The following is a 21,163-nucleotide window of genomic DNA, read 5'->3' as shown; positions in this document are numbered from 1 at the left end:
GTGAGCAGACTTATGAACCGCCGCTCAGGTTCACGGCATCTGTAACTACGGACTCGCTGTTTATTCTCATGATCAGCGGCTGTTCCACATGGCTGGCCAGCACGTTGCCGGCGAATCCCGCCGGCTGGACCTCGCCGCCCAGCGCGCTTTTGACTGCCAGGTAAGGGAAGTTAATTCCCGACAGGCAGGAGATATGGAGCCCTCCGGACATCCGGGGATTAATCTCAAGCAGCTTGGGGATCGTGCCGCTGTATTTCATTTGGATATTGAAATTGAACGGAATCCGGTAAGATTCGGCCACACGTGAAGCAATTTGCTCCAGCTCGGGAATATGCTCCATCAGCCGCAGACGCCCGCCCGCCTTGCGGCGCGGCACCGCCGCAAGCAGTCTTCCATTCTCGTCGGCCAGACAGTCTATGCTGTACTCAAAACCTTCAAGAAGCTCCATCACCATCAGATTCGGAAAAGAATCCACACTGGAGAGAATTCGGTGTGCATCTTCAAAAGATATGTAAGGCGTGACATGGTCAAAAAGCTCCTGCAAAGGATTGCGGGTATTATCAATGATACGGAAGCCAAGCCCGCCTTCGGTTTCAGTCGGCTTGAAGCAAACCTGATGCCCTTTGGCCGCAAGATCCTCATAGGCTGCCTTGAATTGCTCCGCTGTGCTAACCACATGGTAATCCGGAATCGTCATGATTCCGGTCTCTTTGACACTCTCATAAAACTTGCCCTTGTCCATAATCTTCTCCAGCAGGTCCACATCACGGCAGACAAGCACCTTGGTGCCTATGGCATCGAACAAAGATGCGTGTAAGGCAATGTCCAGCATGTGCAGCCGCGGAATAAAAATATCGATCTCATTGCTGCGGCAGAAATCCACACAGAACTGCACATATTCGATCCCTTCAAGCATGGGCTCCGTTCCGGCAACATCAGCGCCTTGCAGCGACATATGCCGGATATCGGGATGGGTGGCGAAGATTTGAACAGGGATGCCATCCTCATTGTTGCGGATGAGGTTCATATAATGAAAGGCTACGGAAAACCATCGGTTAAAATAAATGTTTACCTTTTTCATTATGGCCCAACTCCTAGTGCTGTCAAATTGTTGTACAGCCTCTGTACGTATTCCATAATCTCATCCCCGGCAAATACACCGGCCTTCTTCGTAAAAGGATATTCTAATTTTACTAGACCTGCCTGCTGCTCGGCAAATATTTCTCCATGGCAAGGGGCTATCGCGTAATCAGCGCTCGCCAGCAGGCTTTTGTCCAGCAGGGAATCGCCTGAAGCCACCATGGGCTCAGAGTGAACGGTACGCCGCACATGGATGATTGCATCGCTTTTATTGACTGCCTCAGGGACTACGTACAGCTTCCGGCCCTGAAGCGAAACCTTCCAGCCCATGCCGTCCAAATGCTCTGCCAGCCTTGTGATTTCATCTAAGGGAAGCAAATCACGATGAACGACAAAGGTGTAAAACAGCTCGTCGCAATAACGCTCACTGATGATCCATTCTGCCCGGACCACAGATTGTACAAGCCTTCTGGCTTCTTCAGCCGCCACTGACCCCTGCTCCACCAGCCTGCCTATCGTTGCCCGCCACTCTTGATCCACAACCCCGTTCACCAGAATGTTTCCGCCATTGCTGGTTACCGCGTAATCGGGAATGACCGTGTCCTGGAACAGGTGAATCCGTCTGTACTGTGCCAGGGTCCGTGTAGTGACCGGCATAAAAATTATTTTGGCTGCAAGCTCCTTAAGCAGCTCCAGAGCATGCTGCGATATATAGGATGCCGTCCTCCCGTCGATCACCTCAGCCGGAATAAGGCCCGGTGAATCCTCGGGAACGCCAATCGCACTGGGGGAGTAGATCAGGGTACGGTCCAGATCGCTGGCATAGATCATTCGCTCTCCCCTTTGAGCGGCTTGATAATCCCGCAACAGGAATAAGTAAGGCCGGGGAAAACCTCGACCGGAACGCCGCGGTCCTCCGCCAGCAGCAGAATATGACGAAGATTCGGGTTGTCCATAGTATCGACAAGAATTTTCCATGGTACTCTGCGCAGCAGCACGCGGGTAGTCTCGCCGACCCCGGGCTTCACCAGATTAATATCCGCTATGCCGAAGGTTTCCTGAATACTCTGGATATCCCTCAGCCCCTGCCAGGAAATCTCAGGAGGAGAAGCCAGCATACCTGCAGCAACGGCTTGGGCTTCCTCTATCACCGAAGGATAATAGGGTGTAATCGCCTCAATGAACACATTCGAGAGATCTGTCTCCAGCCACTCCTTGTAAAACTTGGCACCATGGAACTCCTCGGGTCCAATGAGGTCGCCACGCAGAACCGTACGGCTCATCAGCCCTGACACCGTAGAGTTCAGACACGCACTCGGAACCAGATAGTCCTCACGGGTCCCAAAAGTTCCCGAACAATGCCCCGGATCGGCAAGCACTGCCAGATCATCGCTAAGAATAATTCCATATTTCTTATACATGCTGCTGCAAGCCTCTATCAATACCCGGCGGATGGCGCCCTTGCCGGTCCAGCCGTCAATAAATTGCAGCTTCGCATCCATTCCATGCCGCTGAAGTATATAGAGGATTGCATTCTCATCAATGCCTTTGCCCCGGATAATTGAAATGCTGTAATGGGGCAGCTCCACCCCGTAACGCTCAGCGATATATCGTTTAATCAACACTCCAATGGGTGTGCCCGCTCTCGCCAGGGACACCAGCACGGTATCCTCAGTCCCCCGCTGAGCCACAATCATTTCGGAGACAATAGCTACTTCCAGCGCTACTTTCTCCGCCGATAGCTGAAGCGTCTCATGGAACAGTTCAATATACTGGGCTGTCGGCTGATATTCAACCGGGAGCATTTCAGAATAATGTACACCGGACTGGATCGCCTTTTCCCGTTCAGCGGTCGGGCGCTCCAATGACACATTGCTGAGATCCTTAAGCAGGAACGTAACATCGGACGGGGGATAACTGCCCAGCGGTACGGGCGGTGCGATTCTTCTATTCATAAGCTCATCAAGTTCTATTCCCTTCATCCGGCCAAACCTCCCTCTTCCGTATCCGGGGCAAGTATGACCAGATGCACCTTGTTCCCTGCCAGCCGCTTCAGAATATCCGTCATCGGTTCAATCCTCCGGCGGGGCACATCACGCTCAAGAAGTACAAAAATATCGTCATACCGGCCCGGATCCACATTATAAATATAATTCGAAATTCCGGGATCGCCAGCCGAAGGATACGCCGCTGCGCTGTGTACACCATAATCCGGACGCCGGTCGGGATGAATCGGGCTGCGGGTGGAGGATTGATACTTGACCCCTTCACCCATCTCCGCTGCAATCCTCATAGGCAGATACATGAACTCGCCAACGCCAAGCACAAGCGCAGTTGCCCCTTCACGCAGAGCGCGAAGCTGTGACGCTACCTGCGCTATCCCTTGATCCAGCTGCCTGTTATCCTGCGATTCCACTCCAAAACGGCCGCTCTGCCTCAGATAGGGTGAAGCGTTGATTTCTCCTAAAGAATCCGCGGAGGTCACATTCAGCCGTTCCAGACCATCCTGTACATACGTGATAATCACAGGGGCTTCAGTGGCTGAGAAAGTGTGGGAACCCGATTCTACCAAGTTAAGCTGAGGGGTGCCTGTGACTTCAATCGTTCCCTGCAGCAAACTTAATGCCCGAATACGGATGCCCAGCTCCTGCTCCAGATTACGGTAAGCCTGAATATTGGAGTCGCTGCGCCAATCGAGCAGTGAAGCGACCACATATTCCTTGCGCGGAAACTTAGACTGGATATCACGGATTGTATTAATCGCTGTATTGCCGGTAGTAATTTCATCGTCCACCAGCACAATCGGTTCTTCCCCGGACAGCAGCTCAGCATTCAGGGCATAGCATAAATGATCAACCGCATGAGAATGTTCTTCCTCAAAGCTGACCACCGATGCAAGCTGCGGAATGTCTTCACGGGTAGTATGAATATAGGATGCACCCGCAGCGAATATGTTGTACATACTATGCCCAAGGGCCGTTGCCGTTTCGGCAAAGCCAATGAACAATACACGCTCAGGAAGAACCAGCCGGGCTTCGAGCAGATCATGATAAGCCGCCTCCGCATACTCCGGATGAATCATGCCTTGAACCGCTTGATCCAGAAGCCTGTCCATCATCGAGTCATACGCAGCTTCTCCGTTCATCTCCCGATAGAGCAAGAGTGCCAGCGCAGCTCCGCTGAGCAGCGGGGTATATGGATTAACAGGGATATGCTTACCGAGCACCTTGCTGACAAAGAGGAACGAACGTTTTTTGTTGATGCGGGCTGCCATGGAGAATAAGGTTTCAACCGGCATATGAAAAGGATTAGAGGTTTCAGTGACCTTGACCTCCAGGTTTTCGACGATATTAAACGTGTGTGTATTCGTTCTCGGGCAATAATCCGACAAAATGCTGTTGTTCATGTAACACCCCGTATATTTGAGATCGTAGTAAGATACGTTTTGCCCAGTTCAAATGCGGCTTAATTTCATTCATCTTGTTGTAGTATTCGCTTTTGAACACACCACGGCTCCCATCATTGCTCTCCACAATACTCAGGGCATCCACATACTCCTCATGCATGACGGTATACATGGCCTGTACAGGTCTAAGATGGGAGGGGTGAATGATCGTTTTGCCGACAATTCCGTTTTCCTTATCCAAAAGCACTTCACGGAACAGCCCATCCTCTGACCTGGTAATATAGGACTCACGGATTTCGCGGCCCTGTTTGCCGTAGGTTTCTTCAAAAGGAGTCTGCCTGAGCTGAGGACGCAGCACCCGGTGTCCCTTGCTCCCGAAATATTCCCACACCGGTCCCGAGATGACGTAACCTTCTTCCACCCGGCCGAACACATTGATAATATCCGAGATGCAGTCGCGGATTGGTGTCAGATCATAAATACTGATATCGGGACTGCGCCGCAACCCGAACAGGCTGGAGAAATCCGTCGCCCCAATGCGGACATTCAGCACATAGTCACGGTATTCTCCTAATAAAGCGCGGATTCCCAGCAGGGTATCCAGCCGGCTTTCCCGGTAAATAACCGGTGCGCTCTCCAGGATCGGCATACCGTACAGCACAGGCGCCGAATAGCTGCGGGAGCTGTTATAATCAGCGATCGCTTCGAAATATTCCACACCATTCTCTAAAGTAAATTTCGGGAAAACAAAGCCAGTCACCATGGTAATCAGGGTGCCCAGCCGGAAAATCAGCTGCTGCAGCTGCTCCGGATTACGTACACGGATGAACAGCAATGGAAGACTGTTCCGTAAATCAGGCTCATTGTCGGCATACGCGGACAGGAAGGCAAGGTGTCTTACGACAGACTCCTCGGCAAAATCAACCTCACCGTCGCCAATCGCATCCTCCAGATCCATAATCACCGTTACCAAACCTGAAGCCTTGAGCTTCAAAATATCTTCAGCGACACTGGAACGGGTAGCTGGCATATACAGGGCAGCTCCAACGGCGTAGGCCAGGAGCTCCTTGGGGGTAGATGAGTCAAACTTAACAGGCGAAGAATAGAATAAGGACATTTCTTGCTCTTTGGTCAGGTAATCGAAGTATCTCAAGGCCTTTCCCCCTTATTGGTTCACGAAGAAGCGCTTAAACAACAAATAACCTCTCCTTATAAAGAGCAGTAGAACCGGCTGTGCCGTCCTCTCGGGGACGGCATCCGGCTTTCTCAAATACAAGCAAAGGGCCATGCTATAACCTATAAGATTACCCGGCAGATGAGGGAGGTGCACCTTCCCTGCGCACTCCCATCTCCTATAAAACACTGACAAACTTCTTTTACTTCCACAGGATTAAGCCTTGCGGTTGGCTTCTCTTTTCTTCTTGCCGGAGCTGTACAAGATCGTTCCCACGAACACTGCGATCAGGATGGTGAAGAACACCACATGTGGCATTTCATAGCCAATAGCTCCCGCCAGCATCTTGCCGGCAATAATAGCAATGAGCAGAAACGCCGTTTGCTCCAGTTCAGGGAATCTGGCAATCAGCTTCAGGAACAGCTGCGCCACTCCGCGCATCATCAACACGCCGAGGATACCGCCCAGGAAGAGCACCCAGACTTTATTGCTAAGACCAAATGCAGCAATGACACTATCGATGCTGAACGCAATATCCATTAATTCAACCAGGAGTACAGTCTTCCAGAAAGAGGTACCTCTGTTCTTCGTCTCGCCCTCCTCGCCACCGCCTTTAAATAATCCTTTGTAGGCAATATAGAAGAGGTACAGCGCGCCTGCAACCTTAACCTCCCAGAATCCAATTAGATAGGTTCCGAGGCCAATGGCCAGGAATCTGAATAGATAAGCTCCCAGAATCCCGTAGAACAACGCCTTCTTCTGCTGCTCTTTCGGTAAATGCTTGACCATAACTGCAAGCACGAGCGCATTATCAGCGGAGAGCAGGCCTTCCAGCAGCACCAAACTCCCGATGATCCCCCAGCTTACAGGGTCAGAGAGAGTGCCTGTAATATCGCTCCACGAGAAGAAATGCCCATAGTTATCACTAATACTCCTAAAAAAATCGCTGAACCAGTTCATCCCCTTATGCCTCCGGTAAAATAGTTTATTTGCTGCCCGCTACCCATTGCAGCCCCCATCCATATGCCTGGTCCATCTCACGGTGCCCGCTGAAATATTGCACGAGCCTTTCAATACTGAATGTTTCATTCCCCACATTCCGAATCATGGCTATGGCACACATTCCCTTACGGTTGTTATGCTCGTCCAAGTTGACGATAATATCCGGCCCTTCACCCTGTTTGATGGTAACCACACCATCTGCTTCAGACCAATGGGTAACTCCCTTGTAGATAAAAGCAAAAATCAAGATCCGTTCGATCTCTGCAACCTTACTTCCGTTTATACGCAGGTTTTCTCCCGAGGTTACGGAGCCTGTCCGGTCATCCCCATCCAGCATGACAAAGGGAGGCTGCTGGAGATGTCCAAAAGCATTACCAAGCGCCTGAACAACGCCCTTGCGGCCATTCTTCAGTTCATAGAGACAGGCAAGATCCAGATCTACGCCGCCCTTTCGGCTGAACAGCCCCCCGCCCTGCTTCTGATTCCAGTTAAGGTTAACCAGAACCTCTCCCAGACCGGAGGCCGATTTCTTCAAGTTGATGGAATCCCCCTTTTTCTTCAGCTCAATCTTCTTCAGATTAAGATTCAGCGGCGGAGAAGGAGGTGCCTCCTGCCGCTGTGAAGGCGGTTGGGATACAGCCGGCGGCCGGACAACCGGAATCTCCGGCGCTGGCGGCACGGGTATCCCTTGCAAGTCCGGTTTTTGGGCGGCTGGCGGCGGTTCTTCAGATACTTCAATACCATAGTTGCTGCAAAGCGCCTGCAGCCCCCCGTCAAAACCCGCAACAATGGCGCTGAATTTCCATTCACCGCTGTATCTATATAATTCTCCTACCACAACAGCTGTTTCTACGGAGAAATGATTTCCAAGATTACATTGCAGGATCTCCGAGCCCGTCGTCCGGTTCAGAATCCGGCAATGCGCTTCACTCATTTGCCCGAACATCTGCTTGCGGTTTTCGCCGTCATAGAGTGTAAGCGTAAATGCGATTTTCATAATGCCTGGCGGAATCTTGCCGAGTTCCACCTCGAAATGCTTGCGGCCTCCTGAGGCCTGGCCCGGCACGTCCTTATAGCCGATATACGATGTAGCCGGATTATTATAAAAGATAAGGTCATCGTCCCCACGCACCTTGCCTTGAGAGTCCAGGAGGAACGCCGAGGCGTCAATTTCCATTGAAGAAGGGGCTTGCCAGGTGATCTCTACTACCATTTGATCGAGCCCCGGGTTGCTTTTGGTCAGATCTGCTTTCTGCCCTTTCACCACTTGAATGCTCATTCTTACGCCACCTTTATGAATGGAGAAGAGTATAAAAAGGGCAGGATCGCTAATGATCCCGCCTTTGAAGCTTCTATTGCGCGTCCAGTCCGTAGTTCCTGCACAAGGCACTAAGGCCGCCGGCAAAACCGCTTCCCACCGCCTGGAACTTCCAATCCGTCCCGTTGCGGTAGAATTCACAGAACACAACGGCGGTTTCTGTTGAGAAATCCTCGCCCAGATCGAAACGCAGAATTTCACGGTCACTGGAGGCATCCACGACGCGCACAAATGCGTTGGAGACTTGTCCAAAGTTCTGGACCCTTGCTTCATAATCATAAATAGTTACCGTAATCCCGATACGCTCAATATTGGCGGGAACTTTGCTGAAATCAACCAGGATCTGTTCGTCATCCCCATCGCCCTCCCCTGTACGGTTATCTCCCGTATGGGTTACAGAGCCGGTACCGCCGGATGGATTGTTGTAGAAAACAAAATCATCCTCGCCTTTGGCTTTACCGTCCTCATGGAGGAGAAAGGCTGAGGCATCAAGGTCAAAATCCTTGCCGCCGCTATATTTGTTCGTATCCCAGCCCAGTCCCACAACTACCTTCGTCAGACCCGGATTGGTCTTGGTAAGATCAATCCGCTGTCCTTTGGAAAGACTGATCGTCACTGGCAATAACCTTCTTTCGTGAATAATTTCATTTACGGGAGCAGTAATTTATTGCAGACCGTAATCGCGGGTCAGACCGGCAAGACCGTCCTTATAACCGCTTCCGATAGCATTAAATTTCCACTCTGCACCGTTGCGGTACAATTCGCCTACAACTACGCCTGTTTCAACAGAGAAATCTTCTCCCAGGTCAAAACGGATCAATTCTTCGCTGTTGGCATCATTTACGATACGCACGTACGAGCGGGAAACCTGACCAAAATTCTGGCTTCTGCTCTCAGCTTCGTAGATGGTAATGGTAAATGCCACTTTATCTACGTCTGCCGGAATATTGAGCAGATCCACCTGAATTTGCTCATCGTCTCCGTCGCCTTCACCTGTACGGTTGTCACCAGTGTGTACAACGGAAGCATTCTCGTTCTGTTTGTTATTGAAGAAGATAAAATTGGTCTCTTTATCCACTTTGCCGCTGGCATTCGTCAAAAAGACGGAAACGTCCAAGTCGAAATCTTTACCGCCGTCGTATTTATTGGTGTCCCAGCCGAGACCGACTGTAATTTTGGACAAACCCGGGTTCGTTTTGGTCAAATCGATCTTTTGACCTTTGGATAAATTAATCGCCATGAATAGAAACCTCTTTTCTTATATTGGAATTAGATGTAACGCTCAGCCAATTGGTTGATATGTGCTGCGTGTGCTCCTTCGCCGATGGCTGCGAATTTCCATTCCTCGCCATGCCGGTAGAGCTCTCCGCAGATCAGTGCAGTAAAACCTGTGTAATTGTCCGTCAAGTTGAACTTGATCAGTTCGGCATTGCCTGTGGCATTAATAACCCGGATATACGCCGATTTAATCATCCCGAAATCCTGCTTGCGGTTCACGGCATCATAAATGTTGACTACGACCAGGACCTTGTGCACATCGGCAGGAATCGCCTTCAGGTTCACATTGATCTGCTCGTCGTCTCCGTCACCCTCACCTGTCAGGTTATCCCCGGAGTGAACAACGGAGCTGTTCGGATTCTGCTTGTTGTGAAAGCAGACCAGATTCAGCTTGTTGGTCAGCTTGCCATTCTCGTTCAGGAGCAGCGCCGAGGCATCGCAGTCCACGTTCGCCTGCTTCTTGACACCGAAGAATCCGCGTGCCGGCTCAGCCGGGTCCCAGCCAAGCCCTACGATAACACCGGAAAGTCCGGCATTTCCTTTTGTTAAATCAATCTTCTGACCTTTTACCAGATTAATACCAGCCAAATTTACGTACCTCCGTTTCGGAAAGAATCACAGCTGTAAGTCTTACTTGTGGGTGTTATACCAGTGATACGACACAAAAACAAATACGTTTCAACCTTTTATAGTGAACTTCGGTAATATGCTTACAGGCTGAATTCGCTTGGACTCAGTCCCAGTACGCTGCAAATGTTCCGCACAACCGCTTTTTCCTGCTCGTCAAAATCACCGTCAGCCGCCCCAATTGCAGAGCATACGCCTACAATGACGCGTCCAATTTCTGGTTTGTTGCTGAATTTGGCGATGGACTTCAGCGCTTCCTGCTTGCCAATCTCCGGAGAAAACTCGAAATTGCTGACATAGAAGTTGAACTGGTTAATGACATCTCTCATGTCAAATACCTTCAGTTCATTGCTGAGATTCATATATCCGGCCATTTTGTTCTTTTCGGATTCCTCAATCTTGCCGTCGGCAGCAGCTACCAGGGCACAGCCCGCAACAACTGCGTTCATGAAATCTTTATTTTTAAACTTTTTCACCTGTTCGGTCAGTCCGTTTTTTGTGTTGTTCAACCAGTTTTTAAATGTGCTCATCGTATTCTCCTTCTATCATTAAGTGATGATAAACAAAAGATATCCCAGAGCCTCCTCTCCGCCGTTTCGACAAACATTTACTTAATGTTCCATATCCAAGTGCTTACACTTCTAATATAACCGATTCATCGAGAAGATTCTACTTTGCCAGAATTTCACAGCACCTTGGACAGGAAGGCTTGTGTACGCTCATGCGCTGGATGGCCGAACAATTGCTCCGGGTCCCCCTCCTCAACCACCACACCCTGCTCCATAAACAGCACGCGGTCTCCCACCTCACGGGCAAAGCCCATCTCATGTGTAACTACGACCATTGTCATCCCTTCACGCGCCAAATCCTTCATGACCGCCAGCACCTCACCAACCATTTCCGGGTCAAGTGCAGAGGTGGGCTCATCAAACAGCATGATCTTGGGCTCCATGGCCAGCGCCCGGGCAATTGCCACCCGCTGGGCTTGACCGCCGGAGAGTGAGGCCGGATAGACGTCTGCTTTTTCCCTTAAACCGACCTTGTCCAGCAGCTCCAGCGCCTTCTGACGGGCTTGCCCGACAGGCCATTTTCGGACCCGAACCGGGGCGAGCATAATATTTTCGATTACTTTTTTGTGAGGGAACAGATTGAACTGCTGAAAAACCATGCCAAGCTCTGTGCGGATATCATTAATCCTAGTGGTTTTGGCCATCAAGGAAGTGCCTTCAATAATAATGTCGCCCTCTTGCGGCTGCTCCAGCAGGTTCAGGCAGCGCAGAAAGGTCGATTTGCCCGAGCCCGAAGGCCCGATCACCACTACTACCTCCCGGATATGAATATCGACGCTGATGTCAGTGAGCACCTTGTGCGTCCCGAATGATTTATGCAGATGTCTAACTGAGATCATAGGCTCCATATGCGGTTACACCTTCCGTTCGATATAATTGAGCAGCTTGCTGAGGGAATAGGTAAGAATGAAATAGATCAATGCGGCAGTCAAATACGGCTCCCATATCCGTAAATACTGGCCTTTCATCGTGTTGCTCCAATACATAATCTCCGGTGCGGCAATCAGCGCGAGCAGGGAAGAGTCTTTCACCAGCACAATAAATTCATTCCCGAATGCAGGAACCATCCGTTTGACCGCCTGCGGCAGAATGATAAAGCGCATGGCCTGAAATTGGGTCATTCCGAGCGAAACCGCCGCTTCCCGCTGCCCCGGATCAATAGACTGGATACCGGCGCGGAAAATCTCGGCGGAATAAGCGGCAGAGTTCAGGGAGAGTGCCACAAAAGAGGTCATTAACACATTGGTGCTGCCGTAAAACGCCGGGATCACCCCAAAGTGGACAATCAAAATCTGCACATACAACGGGGTCCCGCGGAAAAAATTGATGTAACAATGAAACGGCCAGCGGAAATACGCTTTCGGTGCCATTTTGCCAAAACCAATGCCCAGCCCCAGAACTGAACCCAATATAATGGAGACAATAGATACGCCAATGGTAAATGCGGTGCCCCTCAGCAATACCGGTATATAATGAGCGATAATGTCAAATCTGAAATCCATAGGACTCTTCCCTTCTCTTCTATTTCAAAAAAAGAAGCATGCGCAATAGCAATCATTACGCATGCTCAATTGTTCGTCCGCTTACTCTGCGTTCAAGAGAGTCTGGGTGTCCGGATCTTTACCGAACCAGGTTTTGTAGATTTCGGCATATTTGCCGTTCTCAATAATTTTCTTGATCGCCGGGTCAAGCTTGGCTTTCCATTCACTGCCCTTAGGATATAAGATGCCATAATATTCAGAGCCGAAGTTTTCCTTATCGATGATCCCTGTCAATTTCTCTTTCGGGTTGTTCTTGATATATTCGTTGACGATAGCGATATCTGCCACCACCGCATCAGCTCCACCTTTATTCAGCTCCATCAGGGCTACCGCGTTGCTGTCAAAACGCTTAAGTTTGGCGTTGTCGACACCCATAATTCCGCTCATCAGCTCATCCGCCGTAGTCGCCGCCTGCACAGCAACCCTTTTACCCTTCAGGTCAAGCGCACTCTTGATGTCACTGCCTTCCTTAACCATAATCATGTTGGTGGATTCAAAATAAGGAATGGAATAATCATAGGTTTCTTTCCGCTCGTCTGTAATAGAAACCGAAGACAAACCAGCTTGGTATTCCGTGCCTTGCTTCACGCTGGTCAGCATAGTGTCCCACCCCGTGTTCGTAACGGTATAGCCGATGCCAGCTTCATCCATTACCGCCTTGATGAAATCGATGTCAAATCCTTTGATTGTATCTGTATCCATATACTCCATCGGTGCATAGCTCGCGTCACTGGCGAACTTAATCGTCTCCCCGCCGGCGCTGCCGCTGTCTGCCTTATTGTCGGAACTGCAGCCCACCATTGCAAGCACTACGAATGACATCAAAGCTGACATAAACCATTTATTTTTAATTCCCATTCTTCAATCCCCCTACTTATTCGTGTAATAACTTAAGGAGATTTTATCAGATTAAAGTAGTGATGACAATTAACTTTTCTATTCTATGTAATGTTTTATAACACGAAATCGTTATATTGTAGCATTTCCTCCCTTTACTGGACTCTGCTCATTCACTTATCCGCTGGAGGATCCATCCCTACTACCGTCTCTATTATCAAAAAAAGGCACCGCCATGAGATGTGAATATCCCCGGCGGTGCCATTGCTATGCTGTATTTCAGCCTTTGTTATCTTTCATTAACGTTGTACAGATTAAAACGTCAAATCCCCGTCATACGAAGCAATTAACCGATACAGCTCCGGACGCCGGTCGCGGAAGATCCCCCATTCGATCCGGCCAACCTCCAAGGCGTCCAGGTCGAATTCACTGACCAATACAGTCTGTTCATCCCGTCCGGCTTCGACAATCTTGTTGCCCTGAGGACCGGCGATAAATGAGGAGCCATAGAAGTTAATGCTGGACTCCTCATCCGTTTCCTCTCCGATCCGGTTGGAGGCCACGACAGGAATCAGATTCGCTGCCGCATGGCCCAGCATACAGGTCTGCCAGTGGTCTTTGGAGTCAATCGACCCGTCCTGCGGCTCCGAACCGATGGCTGTAGGGTAGAACAAAATCTCGGCTCCCATCAGACTCATCACCCGTGCGGCTTCCGGGTACCATTGATCCCAGCAGACGCCGACACCAATTTTGGCGTAACGGGTATTCCACACTTTAAAGCCGGTATCTCCGGGATTGAAGTAGAACTTCTCTTCATAGCCGGGGCCATCGGGGATGTGGCTTTTGCGGTATTTGCCCAGCACCGTGCCATCAGCATCAATCACAGCCAGGGAGTTGTAACGGGCATAGTTTTTCTTTTCATAAAAGCTGATCGGCAGCACCACTTGCAGTTCTTTCGCTACCGCTTTGAAATGGTTCACCGCTTTGTTGTGCTCAAGCTCGGTCGCATAAGCATAATAATCTGATTTCTCCTTCTGGCAGAAATACGGAGTTTCAAACAGCTCCTGAAGCAGGATAATCTGCGCGCCTTGGGCAGCAGCTTCCCTAACCAGGGTTTCCGCCTTGCGGATATTCTCATCAATATCACCGGAACAGCTCATTTGTGTCGCGGCTACTTTTACTTTTCTCACCATTCAGTCCTCCTTGCAAAAATTATGATCTCCCGGCAGGCATCTGCTGGGTGGTGCAGTGTACATTGCCGCCTTCGCCAATTACGGCCATTCCATTCACCGTGCGGATTCTGCGGTCCGGGAACTGTTCGGCAAGCTTCTGTTCGGCAAGTTTATCTGTCTCCGCAGCAGTTCCTCCGAACACCGGCAGAATAATCCCTCCGTTCACAAAATAGAAATTCAAATAGCTCAGCGTCAGACGGCTGTCCTCATAATCCGTACGAGGCGGCTGCTGAATCGTGATGATCTCCAGCTTCCGTCCTTTGGCGTCCACGGCATTTTCCAGAATCCTTAAGTTCTCCTGGGTAATCGAATAATTCTCGTCCTGCGGGTCATCGCAGACCTGGATGATTACTTTGCCAGGTGCGGCGAAGCAGGCAATATTATCGACATGCCCATCGGTTTCATCACCGCTCAGGCCGCGTTTCAGCCAGATGATGGCTTCTGTACCTGTATATTTACACACGTATTCTTCAATCTCTTCCCGGTCCAGCTCCGGATTGCGGTTCTTGTTCAGCAGACATTCCTCTGTGGTAAGAAGTGTTCCTTCCCCATCGCTATGGATAGATCCACCCTCCATGACCAGCGGAGCATCGTAACGGGTAACCTGCACCTGCTTCAGAATCTGAGGAGCCACCTCATCATCCAGGTCCCAAGGTGAATATTTGCCGCCCCAGGCATTGAATTTCCAGTTCACGCCTGCAAGTGTTCCATCCTCACCCTTAACAAAGGTTGGACCGTTGTCACGCAGCCAGGCATCATTATGCCGGATCGGCAGCAGCGTAACATTGTCTCCCAGAGCCAGCTTGTCCACCTGCTCCAACTCTTCCGGGTTCACTACTACGGTTACCGGCTCGAACTCGGCAATAGCCCGGATAATCTCGGCATAGCCGCCCCTCACGGCTTCATAATTGTCGGGAAACACCATGGAAGCCTCGACCGGCCAGGAAATAAAAGTACGTTCATGCTCATCCCATTCGGGTGGCATGGTATAGTTTAATTCTTTGGGATACATTCTTATAATTACCTCTGCTATTCATATTTGGAGCGCCCGGCTGTCCCGGAAAAGCTCCTTACCCATCATACAATAATATGAGGATGCGCTCAATTGCCGGACAAGCAAATCCCCCTGGGAAAATCCAGGGGGATCAGAGTCTAGCTGTATTTTAGAGCTTGATCTGTTTCACTATATTTCCCGCAAAGTCCTTGATGATGAAATCCCCATTCTCCAGAATCCCGTAGGAATTGGGATGGTTCTCTTTCGGCAGCGAGATGGAGCCGGGGTTCAGCACCGTGATGCCCTCCTTGACATCCGCTACCGGCAGATGGGTGTGACCTTGAATAAAAACATCGCCCGGTGTCAGCTGTGGCAGATTGTCGATGCTGAAGCCATGTCCGTGGGTAGCATAGATCTTCCGGCCTTCATGAAGGATCAGCACATAGTCGCCCATCATCGGGAACTGCAGCAGCATCTGATCGACCTCGGCGTCGCAGTTGCCGCGTACGGCCACCAGTGATTTGCCATAGGCATTCAGCCTGGCTGCGACTCCTTGGGGATCATAGCCATCCGGCAGCGGATTTCGTGGCCCGTGGTACAGGAAGTCTCCAAGAATAACGAGAGTGTGCGGCTGCTCCTCCTCAGCCTTAGCCAAAGCCTGCTCCAGCCAATGCAGTGATCCGTGAATATCTGAAATGAACATCAGTTTCATGATGCATTCTCCTTTTCATTGTTTATTTATTGTCCTATGTATCTAATTATTTTAACTCTCCTTGAGTCCCTAACGCAAAGCGGGCGCCCGCGGGGCGCCCTGCACTTTACATTCTTATATTATGAATTATGGCAGATTGGAAGAACCCATCAGGAACCGGTCCACCTCGCGCGCTGCCTGCCGTCCTTCATTAATAGCCCATACCACAAGGCTCTGGCCGCGCCGTATATCTCCAGCAGCAAACACGCCTTCCACATTGGTAGCCTGCGTTCCGAACTCGGCTTTGGCGTTGGAGCGCTCATCACGCTCAACCCCTAGCTGGCCCAGCACCGTTTCTTCCGGTCCGGTGAATCCCAGGGCAAGCAGCACAAGCTGTGCCTGGATGACTTCTTCACTGCCTGGAACCTCTACCGGCACCATCCGGCCCTGCTCATTCCGGGTCCATTCGATGCGCACGGTGTGCAGTTCCTGCACATGTCCGCCGTCGTCGCCGACAAAACGCTTCGTATTCACAAGATAACGACGCGGATCTTCCTGATACAAGGCCGCTGCTTCCTGCTGGCCGTAATCCACCTTCATCACCTTCGGCCATTCCGGCCAAGGGTTGCCCGCCTGGCGGGTAAGCGGCGCCTGCGGCATAATCTCCAGTTGAACTACACTGCGGCAGCCGTGGCGGATGGAGGTAGCGACACAGTCCGTACCTGTATCCCCGCCGCCAATAACGACCACATCTTTGCCGGCTGCTGAGATGTATTCCCCGTCTGCGAGGCCGGAGTCGAGCAGACTCTTCGTGTTCAGTGTCAGGAATTCCATCGCCTGATGAATGCCCCGAAGCTCGCGCCCTTCCAGCGCCAGATCACGTGCCTGCGTAGAGCCGCCGCACAGCACCAATGCATCATGCTCTTCCTTCAGCTTTGATGCTTCAATATCTCTGCCGATCTCGGTCCGGGTAACGAAGGTAACGCCTTCTGCCGCCAGCAGATCTACTCGGCGCTGTACCGTTTGTTTGTCCAGCTTCATATTCGGAATTCCGTAGGTCAACAGGCCGCCGATTCGGTCCGCACGTTCATACACGGTTACACTATGTCCGGCTTTGTTAAGCTGTGCGGCACAAGCAAGACCTGCAGGACCGGAGCCGACTACGGCGACTTTTTTGCCGGTACGGCTGAGCGGCGGCTGGGGAACGATCCAACCCTCAGCAAAACCTCTGTCCACGATGGCCTTCTCAATCGATTTGATCGTGACCGGATTGCCGTTCATCCCCACTGTACAAGCGCCTTCACAAGGTGCTGGACAGACACGTCCGGTAAACTCCGGAAAGTTGTTGGTCTTGTGAAGCCGTTTAAGCGCAACCTCCCAGTTGCCGCGGTATACCATATCATTCCATTCCGGAATAAGATTATGCAGCGGACAGCCGGAGGCCATCCCGGAGAGCAGCCGTCCAACATGGCAGAACGGTGTACCGCAATCCATGCAGCGCGCGCCCTGCTCCTTCAGCTTCTCCTCGTCCATCTTCTGCGAAAATTCATTCCAGTTCTTAATCCGTTCCAAAGGCTCGCACTCCGCAGGAGTCTGCCGCTGATATTCAAGAAATCCTGTTGCTTTACCCATACCTGTCATCCTCCGAGTCTCTCTGATTGGCCGCCGAATCACCCAAAGGCGGCATTGTTGCCCCATTCGGCTCCAAAAAGACAGTTACTCTCTGTCACCGACTGATTATTTGTCACTGTAAAGCAGCAAAGCAAGAAGCTGTGACAAGACGGTTTCCCGCCTGAAATGACTCTATATTATCATCTATCCTGTATAGCCTAAATGAGGAAAGTCACATTTTTAGATAAAATTTCGGAGATGGGCAAAGCGGCTATCAGAGGTTATTTTTCTTTGGCAGCACTATACACGGAGTTGACTATCGCGGTTACCGGGAACACGATCCAGTTGATATCCCAGTTCTCAAAAACAAACCCGCTGATCAGAAAAATGCAGACTGCCACCGGCCAGATAATCGCTGAGACGTTGCCCATGACGCGCTTCTCTTCTTTCTTTTCCCGGGTGAACTCGCCTTCCTTAAGCAGGAAGCTGAAGCTCTCCTTAATGTTACCATAATAAATGAACAGAAAGACCGCCAAAGCAATCAGCAGAAGCAAAATGACCACGCCATAACCGGTAGAATCTTCATTGATCAGAGACCATGCAATCACCGGAACCGGACTTAATACACACAGGCATACGCCCATCACGAGCGACAAGGTATACGTAGAGACAAATGCACTGCTGCGGTGCTGAATCTCGGACCCTAAATCATATGGCAGGTTAAAGCCTTTGTGCAGATATTTATATTTCTCCAGCATCATGCCGCTGAAAATGAACAGACCCACTGCCAATGCCACCAGTATAAGCAAAGCAACCACACCAAGAATGGATGCAGCATCCTCTGAAATGACCCCTTTAAGAAATCCGGACTCGGTCAGAGTGTTCAGCAGAATCAGCAATGCGGGACCGATAATGCACAACATTACACCTAGCCCCACCATGAAGCCCGATTTCTTTTTGGCAGCCATATAGCTAAATGTATCCTCCGGAGCAAGCATCAGAAGCTTGTTCTCCTCCCCTTCAACGGGAATATCAAGTTCTTCGATCAGTTCATCAATGTTGCCAAACTCGGAAATCACGATGCCCACGGCTTCATTTTCGGTTTTGCCTTCCTGCTTCAATTCATGGTACTTCTCTTCCATGCTCGACAGCAGGTCCTGCTTGACCCCATCCATCTGCGCGGTTCTGGGGAGAGCGGCAAACATATTGTTCAAATAACTGATGATGGTTTCCATTCCTAATCACAGCTCCTTAATAAATTTGTTCACAACTTCCTGGGTGATCAGCCACTCCGCACATTTGTCATGATAATACGCCAGCCCCTCCGGAGTAATGCGGTAGTAGGTACGCCGCTTCCCCAGGGTCTCATCCTTATAAAACGAGCAGATGTACCCATTCTTCTCCAGCCGGGTAAACGCGGAATACAGGGTGGTTTCCTTCATAATATATTTCTCATCCGACAGCCTCCTGATATTCTTGGATATCTCGTAGCCATAGGATTCTCCGTCCAAAAGCATATATAGAATAAATGTATCGTTGTATCCGCGGATCACATCGCTGCTGATCAATATCCTTCCTCCCTACTGCATCTGTCGTACTACATCTGTCGTAGTAATAATATTGTAGCATGATTACTACGACAGGTGTAGTACTAAATTTCAAAAGTAATCCTGTTTTTAGAATTTTCACAGGAAAAAGACTGTCCAGTCGGCAGATGGCTCTGCCTACAAAACAGTCTTCATGTTCCTCATCTAGGTATTCCGGTGTTAATCGTGCTAAGCCTGAACGGCCAGAACGACCATTCCGAGACCCTTAACGGTCAGTTGCCCCTCTGTCCCCAATACTGCCAGTTCCTCCCCAAACAGTGGCTCCCATACCCCCAGCGGCGGCAGCGAAAGCGTTGATCCGCCCGGATTGGTATTGTAGACCACGTACAGGTGCTTCGCTGCATCACCTCCGGCATGCTCCCGAAGCGTATATGCCACTGTACCCGCAGGCGCCTTCTCGAAGAATAGCTTCGCACGGATTTCCTCTGCACTGTGCAAGCGGAAGGCGGGATGTGCCCGGCGCAGCGATATGAGCTTTTTCATGTAAGCCACCTCGTCCGCATAAGCAGCGCAGCGCTCCCAGTCCAGCCAATTGATCTCTACCGGTGATTCAAAGCTGTTCTCCACACCTTCTTTGGTACGCATAAATTCCTGTCCGGCATGAAGGAACGGAATCCCCTGGCTCGTCAGCACCATGGCTGAAGCCAGCCGGTGCATCGCCCTGCGCTGCTTGTCGGATACTCCGGCAGAGGACAGGACGATTTTATCCCACAAGGTATGATTGTCGTGGCATTCCATATAATTCACGCACTGCCGGGGTTCATCGGCAAACTGGCCGGTAGTCTGTCCGTACACCACTCCCCCTGTAATGCCTGTCTTCACCACCTGTTCCAGTCCCGACCTGCCGCCGATAAAGCCTGGTTCCTCATACCTGAAAATATTGCCCTTCACCGCGTCCCGAAAACCGTCGTTAAATTGTCCGATTCCCGGCAGTGCGTCTGCGTTACTCTGATTGGCCAGCCGTTCCGTGGCAAGCTCGGTCTCCATGATCCATCCCTCGCCGATGGTCATGATCGAAGGGTCGACTTCATCCAGACGGCGGCGGATTTCCGCCATCGTGTCAACATCAATCAGACCCATCAGGTCAAACCGGAAGCCGTCCATATGATATTCTGTGGCCCAGTAGAGAACCGAATCCACAATAAACCGGGACATCATGGTCCGCTCGGAAGCGACATCGTTGCCGCAGCCCGAACCGTTTGACAGACTGCCGTCCCGCTTGTAGCGCAGATAATAGCCGGGAACCAGCTTGGTAAAATTCACACGGTACCCGTCATACACATGGTTATAGACCACATCCATGATTACGCGCAGACCACGGTCATGCAGCGCCTGAATCATGGTTTTGAGCTCGGTAATGCGCACATCCGGCAGATACGGGTCTGTCGCGTAAGAGCCCTCCGGCACGTTATAATTCTTCGGATCATACCCCCAGTTATAGTGCGGCTGGTCCAGCCTGGTTTCATCCACGCTCTCTGTGGCTAAGTCATAGACTGGCAGCAGCTGAACATGCGTCACCCCAAGATCGGCAATATGATCGAGCCCGGTCAGAATCCCCCCGGGACCCCGTGTTCCGCCTTCGGCGAGACCCAGAAATTGTCCCTTGTAGGCAGTTCCGCTGGCCGGATGAATGGACAAATCCCGCACATGAAGCTCATAGATGACTGCGTCCATAGGGCTCGCCAAAGGCGGCTTATCCGTAGTCCAACGCTCAGGATCCGTCTTGCGCAGGTCAAGAATGGCCGCTCTGTCCCCATTTACACCGACTGCACGTGCGTACGGGTCCGCTGCCTCATTCCACTGGTCCCCGATACGTACACGATAGGTATACAGCTTGCCATCCAGATCACCGGAAACCGTCAGCCTCCAGGTCCCCCGCACCTCACGTATCATGGGCAGGCGGTCGCCGGCGGTCTGCTGCCAAGAGTCGTACAGCACCACTTCCGCTTCCTGCGCCGTGGGAGCCCATAGACAAAAGGCGGAGTAAGCAGAAGTATAGATGAGGCCAAGATCGTCTCCGTCATAGCTGAACAGCTCGTCAAAATCCTGGTCGAATACGGAAATGCCTCCGGTAGCTGCAGGATCCCCATAAAAGATGGTTTCTTCCATTTCCCTTTGTACTGACAAAGCAATCTGTCCCCTTTACCCTTTATTAAATGGATATTACAACCTAATTATCCGCTTCGCGCAAACGTT

The 21,163-nt window shown here is 50.9% G+C and carries 21 protein-coding genes; all 21 read right to left on the bottom strand.

Features of this window, described 5'->3' with window-relative positions:
- Positions 1–10: 10 nt before the first annotated feature.
- Positions 11–1,081 (bottom strand): ATP-grasp domain-containing protein, encoded by a 1,071-nt coding sequence (locus A3842_RS17930; protein ID WP_074102265.1) that lies wholly within the window; start codon positions 1,079–1,081, stop codon positions 11–13.
- Positions 1,081–1,911, bottom strand: a complete 831-nt coding sequence (locus tag A3842_RS17925) for an HAD family hydrolase (protein WP_074102264.1) — start codon at positions 1,909–1,911, stop codon at positions 1,081–1,083. Before A3842_RS17925 ends, A3842_RS17930 begins: the two co-directional genes overlap by 1 nt.
- Positions 1,908–3,062, bottom strand: coding sequence for a cysteine protease StiP family protein (locus A3842_RS17920; protein ID WP_074102263.1), 1,155 nt, complete (start codon positions 3,060–3,062; stop codon positions 1,908–1,910). The genes A3842_RS17925 and A3842_RS17920 overlap by 4 nt, the downstream gene beginning before the upstream one ends.
- On the bottom strand, positions 3,059–4,354 hold the full coding sequence (locus tag A3842_RS17915) for a phosphoribosyltransferase family protein (RefSeq protein WP_074102281.1): 1,296 nt from the start codon (positions 4,352–4,354) through the stop codon (positions 3,059–3,061). Before A3842_RS17915 ends, A3842_RS17920 begins: the two co-directional genes overlap by 4 nt.
- A gap of 76 nt (positions 4,355–4,430) precedes the next feature.
- Positions 4,431–5,639: an HpcH/HpaI aldolase/citrate lyase family protein gene (locus tag A3842_RS17910; RefSeq protein ID WP_178382373.1), complete on the bottom strand. Its 1,209-nt coding sequence runs from the start codon at positions 5,637–5,639 to the stop codon at positions 4,431–4,433.
- Between the two features lie 237 nt (positions 5,640–5,876).
- Positions 5,877–6,620, bottom strand: coding sequence for a TerC family protein (locus A3842_RS17905; RefSeq protein ID WP_074086632.1), 744 nt, complete (start codon positions 6,618–6,620; stop codon positions 5,877–5,879).
- Between the two features lie 25 nt (positions 6,621–6,645).
- Positions 6,646–7,941 carry a TerD family protein gene (locus tag A3842_RS17900; protein WP_074102262.1) on the bottom strand — a complete coding sequence of 432 codons (1,296 nt, stop codon included), beginning with the start codon at positions 7,939–7,941 and terminating at the stop codon, positions 6,646–6,648.
- Between the two features lie 73 nt (positions 7,942–8,014).
- Positions 8,015–8,596: a TerD family protein gene (locus tag A3842_RS17895; RefSeq protein ID WP_074102261.1), complete on the bottom strand. Its 582-nt coding sequence runs from the start codon at positions 8,594–8,596 to the stop codon at positions 8,015–8,017.
- A 48-nt stretch (positions 8,597–8,644) separates the two neighbouring features.
- The gene (locus tag A3842_RS17890; protein WP_074086629.1) at positions 8,645–9,220 is read right to left on the bottom strand and encodes a TerD family protein; all 576 of its coding nucleotides are present in this window, start codon (positions 9,218–9,220) and stop codon (positions 8,645–8,647) included.
- A 29-nt stretch (positions 9,221–9,249) separates the two neighbouring features.
- On the bottom strand, positions 9,250–9,846 hold the full coding sequence (locus A3842_RS17885; protein WP_074086628.1) for a TerD family protein: 597 nt from the start codon (positions 9,844–9,846) through the stop codon (positions 9,250–9,252).
- Between the two features lie 122 nt (positions 9,847–9,968).
- Positions 9,969–10,415 carry a tellurite resistance TerB family protein gene (locus A3842_RS17880; RefSeq protein WP_074086627.1) on the bottom strand — a complete coding sequence of 149 codons (447 nt, stop codon included), beginning with the start codon at positions 10,413–10,415 and terminating at the stop codon, positions 9,969–9,971.
- A 155-nt stretch (positions 10,416–10,570) separates the two neighbouring features.
- Positions 10,571–11,293, bottom strand: a complete 723-nt coding sequence (locus A3842_RS17875) for an amino acid ABC transporter ATP-binding protein (protein WP_074086872.1) — start codon at positions 11,291–11,293, stop codon at positions 10,571–10,573.
- A 15-nt stretch (positions 11,294–11,308) separates the two neighbouring features.
- Complete coding sequence (locus A3842_RS17870) at positions 11,309–11,956, bottom strand: amino acid ABC transporter permease (protein WP_074086626.1); 648 nt, start codon at positions 11,954–11,956, stop codon at positions 11,309–11,311.
- 81 nt (positions 11,957–12,037) lie between these two features.
- Positions 12,038–12,853 carry a transporter substrate-binding domain-containing protein gene (locus A3842_RS17865; protein ID WP_143186312.1) on the bottom strand — a complete coding sequence of 272 codons (816 nt, stop codon included), beginning with the start codon at positions 12,851–12,853 and terminating at the stop codon, positions 12,038–12,040.
- A gap of 293 nt (positions 12,854–13,146) precedes the next feature.
- On the bottom strand, positions 13,147–14,022 hold the full coding sequence (gene aguB, locus A3842_RS17860) for an N-carbamoylputrescine amidase (protein ID WP_074086870.1): 876 nt from the start codon (positions 14,020–14,022) through the stop codon (positions 13,147–13,149).
- A 22-nt stretch (positions 14,023–14,044) separates the two neighbouring features.
- Entirely contained in the window at positions 14,045–15,076 is a 1,032-nt protein-coding gene (locus A3842_RS17855; protein WP_074102260.1) for an agmatine deiminase family protein, read from the bottom strand.
- Between the two features lie 151 nt (positions 15,077–15,227).
- Positions 15,228–15,770 (bottom strand): phosphodiesterase, encoded by a 543-nt coding sequence (yfcE, locus tag A3842_RS17850; protein ID WP_074102259.1) that lies wholly within the window; start codon positions 15,768–15,770, stop codon positions 15,228–15,230.
- A 126-nt stretch (positions 15,771–15,896) separates the two neighbouring features.
- Positions 15,897–17,381: a glutamate synthase subunit beta gene (locus tag A3842_RS17845; RefSeq protein ID WP_074102258.1), complete on the bottom strand. Its 1,485-nt coding sequence runs from the start codon at positions 17,379–17,381 to the stop codon at positions 15,897–15,899.
- Positions 17,382–17,641: 260 nt separating this feature from the next.
- Positions 17,642–18,595 carry a permease prefix domain 1-containing protein gene (locus A3842_RS17840; RefSeq protein WP_074102257.1) on the bottom strand — a complete coding sequence of 318 codons (954 nt, stop codon included), beginning with the start codon at positions 18,593–18,595 and terminating at the stop codon, positions 17,642–17,644.
- 6 nt (positions 18,596–18,601) lie between these two features.
- Positions 18,602–18,928 (bottom strand): PadR family transcriptional regulator, encoded by a 327-nt coding sequence (locus tag A3842_RS17835; RefSeq protein ID WP_074086622.1) that lies wholly within the window; start codon positions 18,926–18,928, stop codon positions 18,602–18,604.
- Positions 18,929–19,135: 207 nt separating this feature from the next.
- Positions 19,136–21,094, bottom strand: a complete 1,959-nt coding sequence (gene pulA, locus A3842_RS17830) for a type I pullulanase (protein WP_074102256.1) — start codon at positions 21,092–21,094, stop codon at positions 19,136–19,138.
- Positions 21,095–21,163: the final 69 nt, after the last annotated feature.

It is taken from the genome of Paenibacillus sp. P3E, from assembly GCF_001909045.1.
In the GTDB taxonomy this organism is placed as follows: domain Bacteria; phylum Bacillota; class Bacilli; order Paenibacillales; family Paenibacillaceae; genus Paenibacillus_AQ; species Paenibacillus_AQ helianthi.
Note: the sequence above shows the minus strand (reverse complement) of the source record. Positions and strands in the feature narration are given on the sequence as shown.

What these genes read in the sequence shown, in the direction of transcription:
- A3842_RS17930 (WP_074102265.1), bottom strand. Translation starts at nt 1,081, where the DNA reads ATGAAAAAGGTAAACATTTATTTTAACCGATGGTTTTCCGTAGCCTTT.
- A3842_RS17915 (WP_074102281.1), bottom strand. Translation starts at nt 4,354, where the DNA reads ATGGCAGCCCGCATCAACAAAAAACGTTCGTTCCTCTTTGTCAGCAAG.
- A3842_RS17925 (WP_074102264.1), bottom strand. Translation starts at nt 1,911, where the DNA reads ATGATCTATGCCAGCGATCTGGACCGTACCCTGATCTACTCCCCCAGT.
- A3842_RS17870 (WP_074086626.1), bottom strand. Translation starts at nt 11,956, where the DNA reads ATGGATTTCAGATTTGACATTATCGCTCATTATATACCGGTATTGCTG.
- A3842_RS17855 (WP_074102260.1), bottom strand. Translation starts at nt 15,076, where the DNA reads ATGTATCCCAAAGAATTAAACTATACCATGCCACCCGAATGGGATGAG.
- A3842_RS17875 (WP_074086872.1), bottom strand. Translation starts at nt 11,293, where the DNA reads ATGATCTCAGTTAGACATCTGCATAAATCATTCGGGACGCACAAGGTG.
- A3842_RS17920 (WP_074102263.1), bottom strand. Translation starts at nt 3,062, where the DNA reads ATGAAGGGAATAGAACTTGATGAGCTTATGAATAGAAGAATCGCACCG.
- A3842_RS17890 (WP_074086629.1), bottom strand. Translation starts at nt 9,220, where the DNA reads ATGGCGATTAATTTATCCAAAGGTCAAAAGATCGATTTGACCAAAACG.
- A3842_RS17905 (WP_074086632.1), bottom strand. Translation starts at nt 6,620, where the DNA reads ATGAACTGGTTCAGCGATTTTTTTAGGAGTATTAGTGATAACTATGGG.
- A3842_RS17900 (WP_074102262.1), bottom strand. Translation starts at nt 7,941, where the DNA reads ATGAGCATTCAAGTGGTGAAAGGGCAGAAAGCAGATCTGACCAAAAGC.
- A3842_RS17880 (WP_074086627.1), bottom strand. Translation starts at nt 10,415, where the DNA reads ATGAGCACATTTAAAAACTGGTTGAACAACACAAAAAACGGACTGACC.
- yfcE (WP_074102259.1), bottom strand. Translation starts at nt 15,770, where the DNA reads ATGAAACTGATGTTCATTTCAGATATTCACGGATCACTGCATTGGCTG.
- A3842_RS17845 (WP_074102258.1), bottom strand. Translation starts at nt 17,381, where the DNA reads ATGGGTAAAGCAACAGGATTTCTTGAATATCAGCGGCAGACTCCTGCG.
- A3842_RS17865 (WP_143186312.1), bottom strand. Translation starts at nt 12,853, where the DNA reads ATGGGAATTAAAAATAAATGGTTTATGTCAGCTTTGATGTCATTCGTA.
- A3842_RS17840 (WP_074102257.1), bottom strand. Translation starts at nt 18,595, where the DNA reads ATGGAAACCATCATCAGTTATTTGAACAATATGTTTGCCGCTCTCCCC.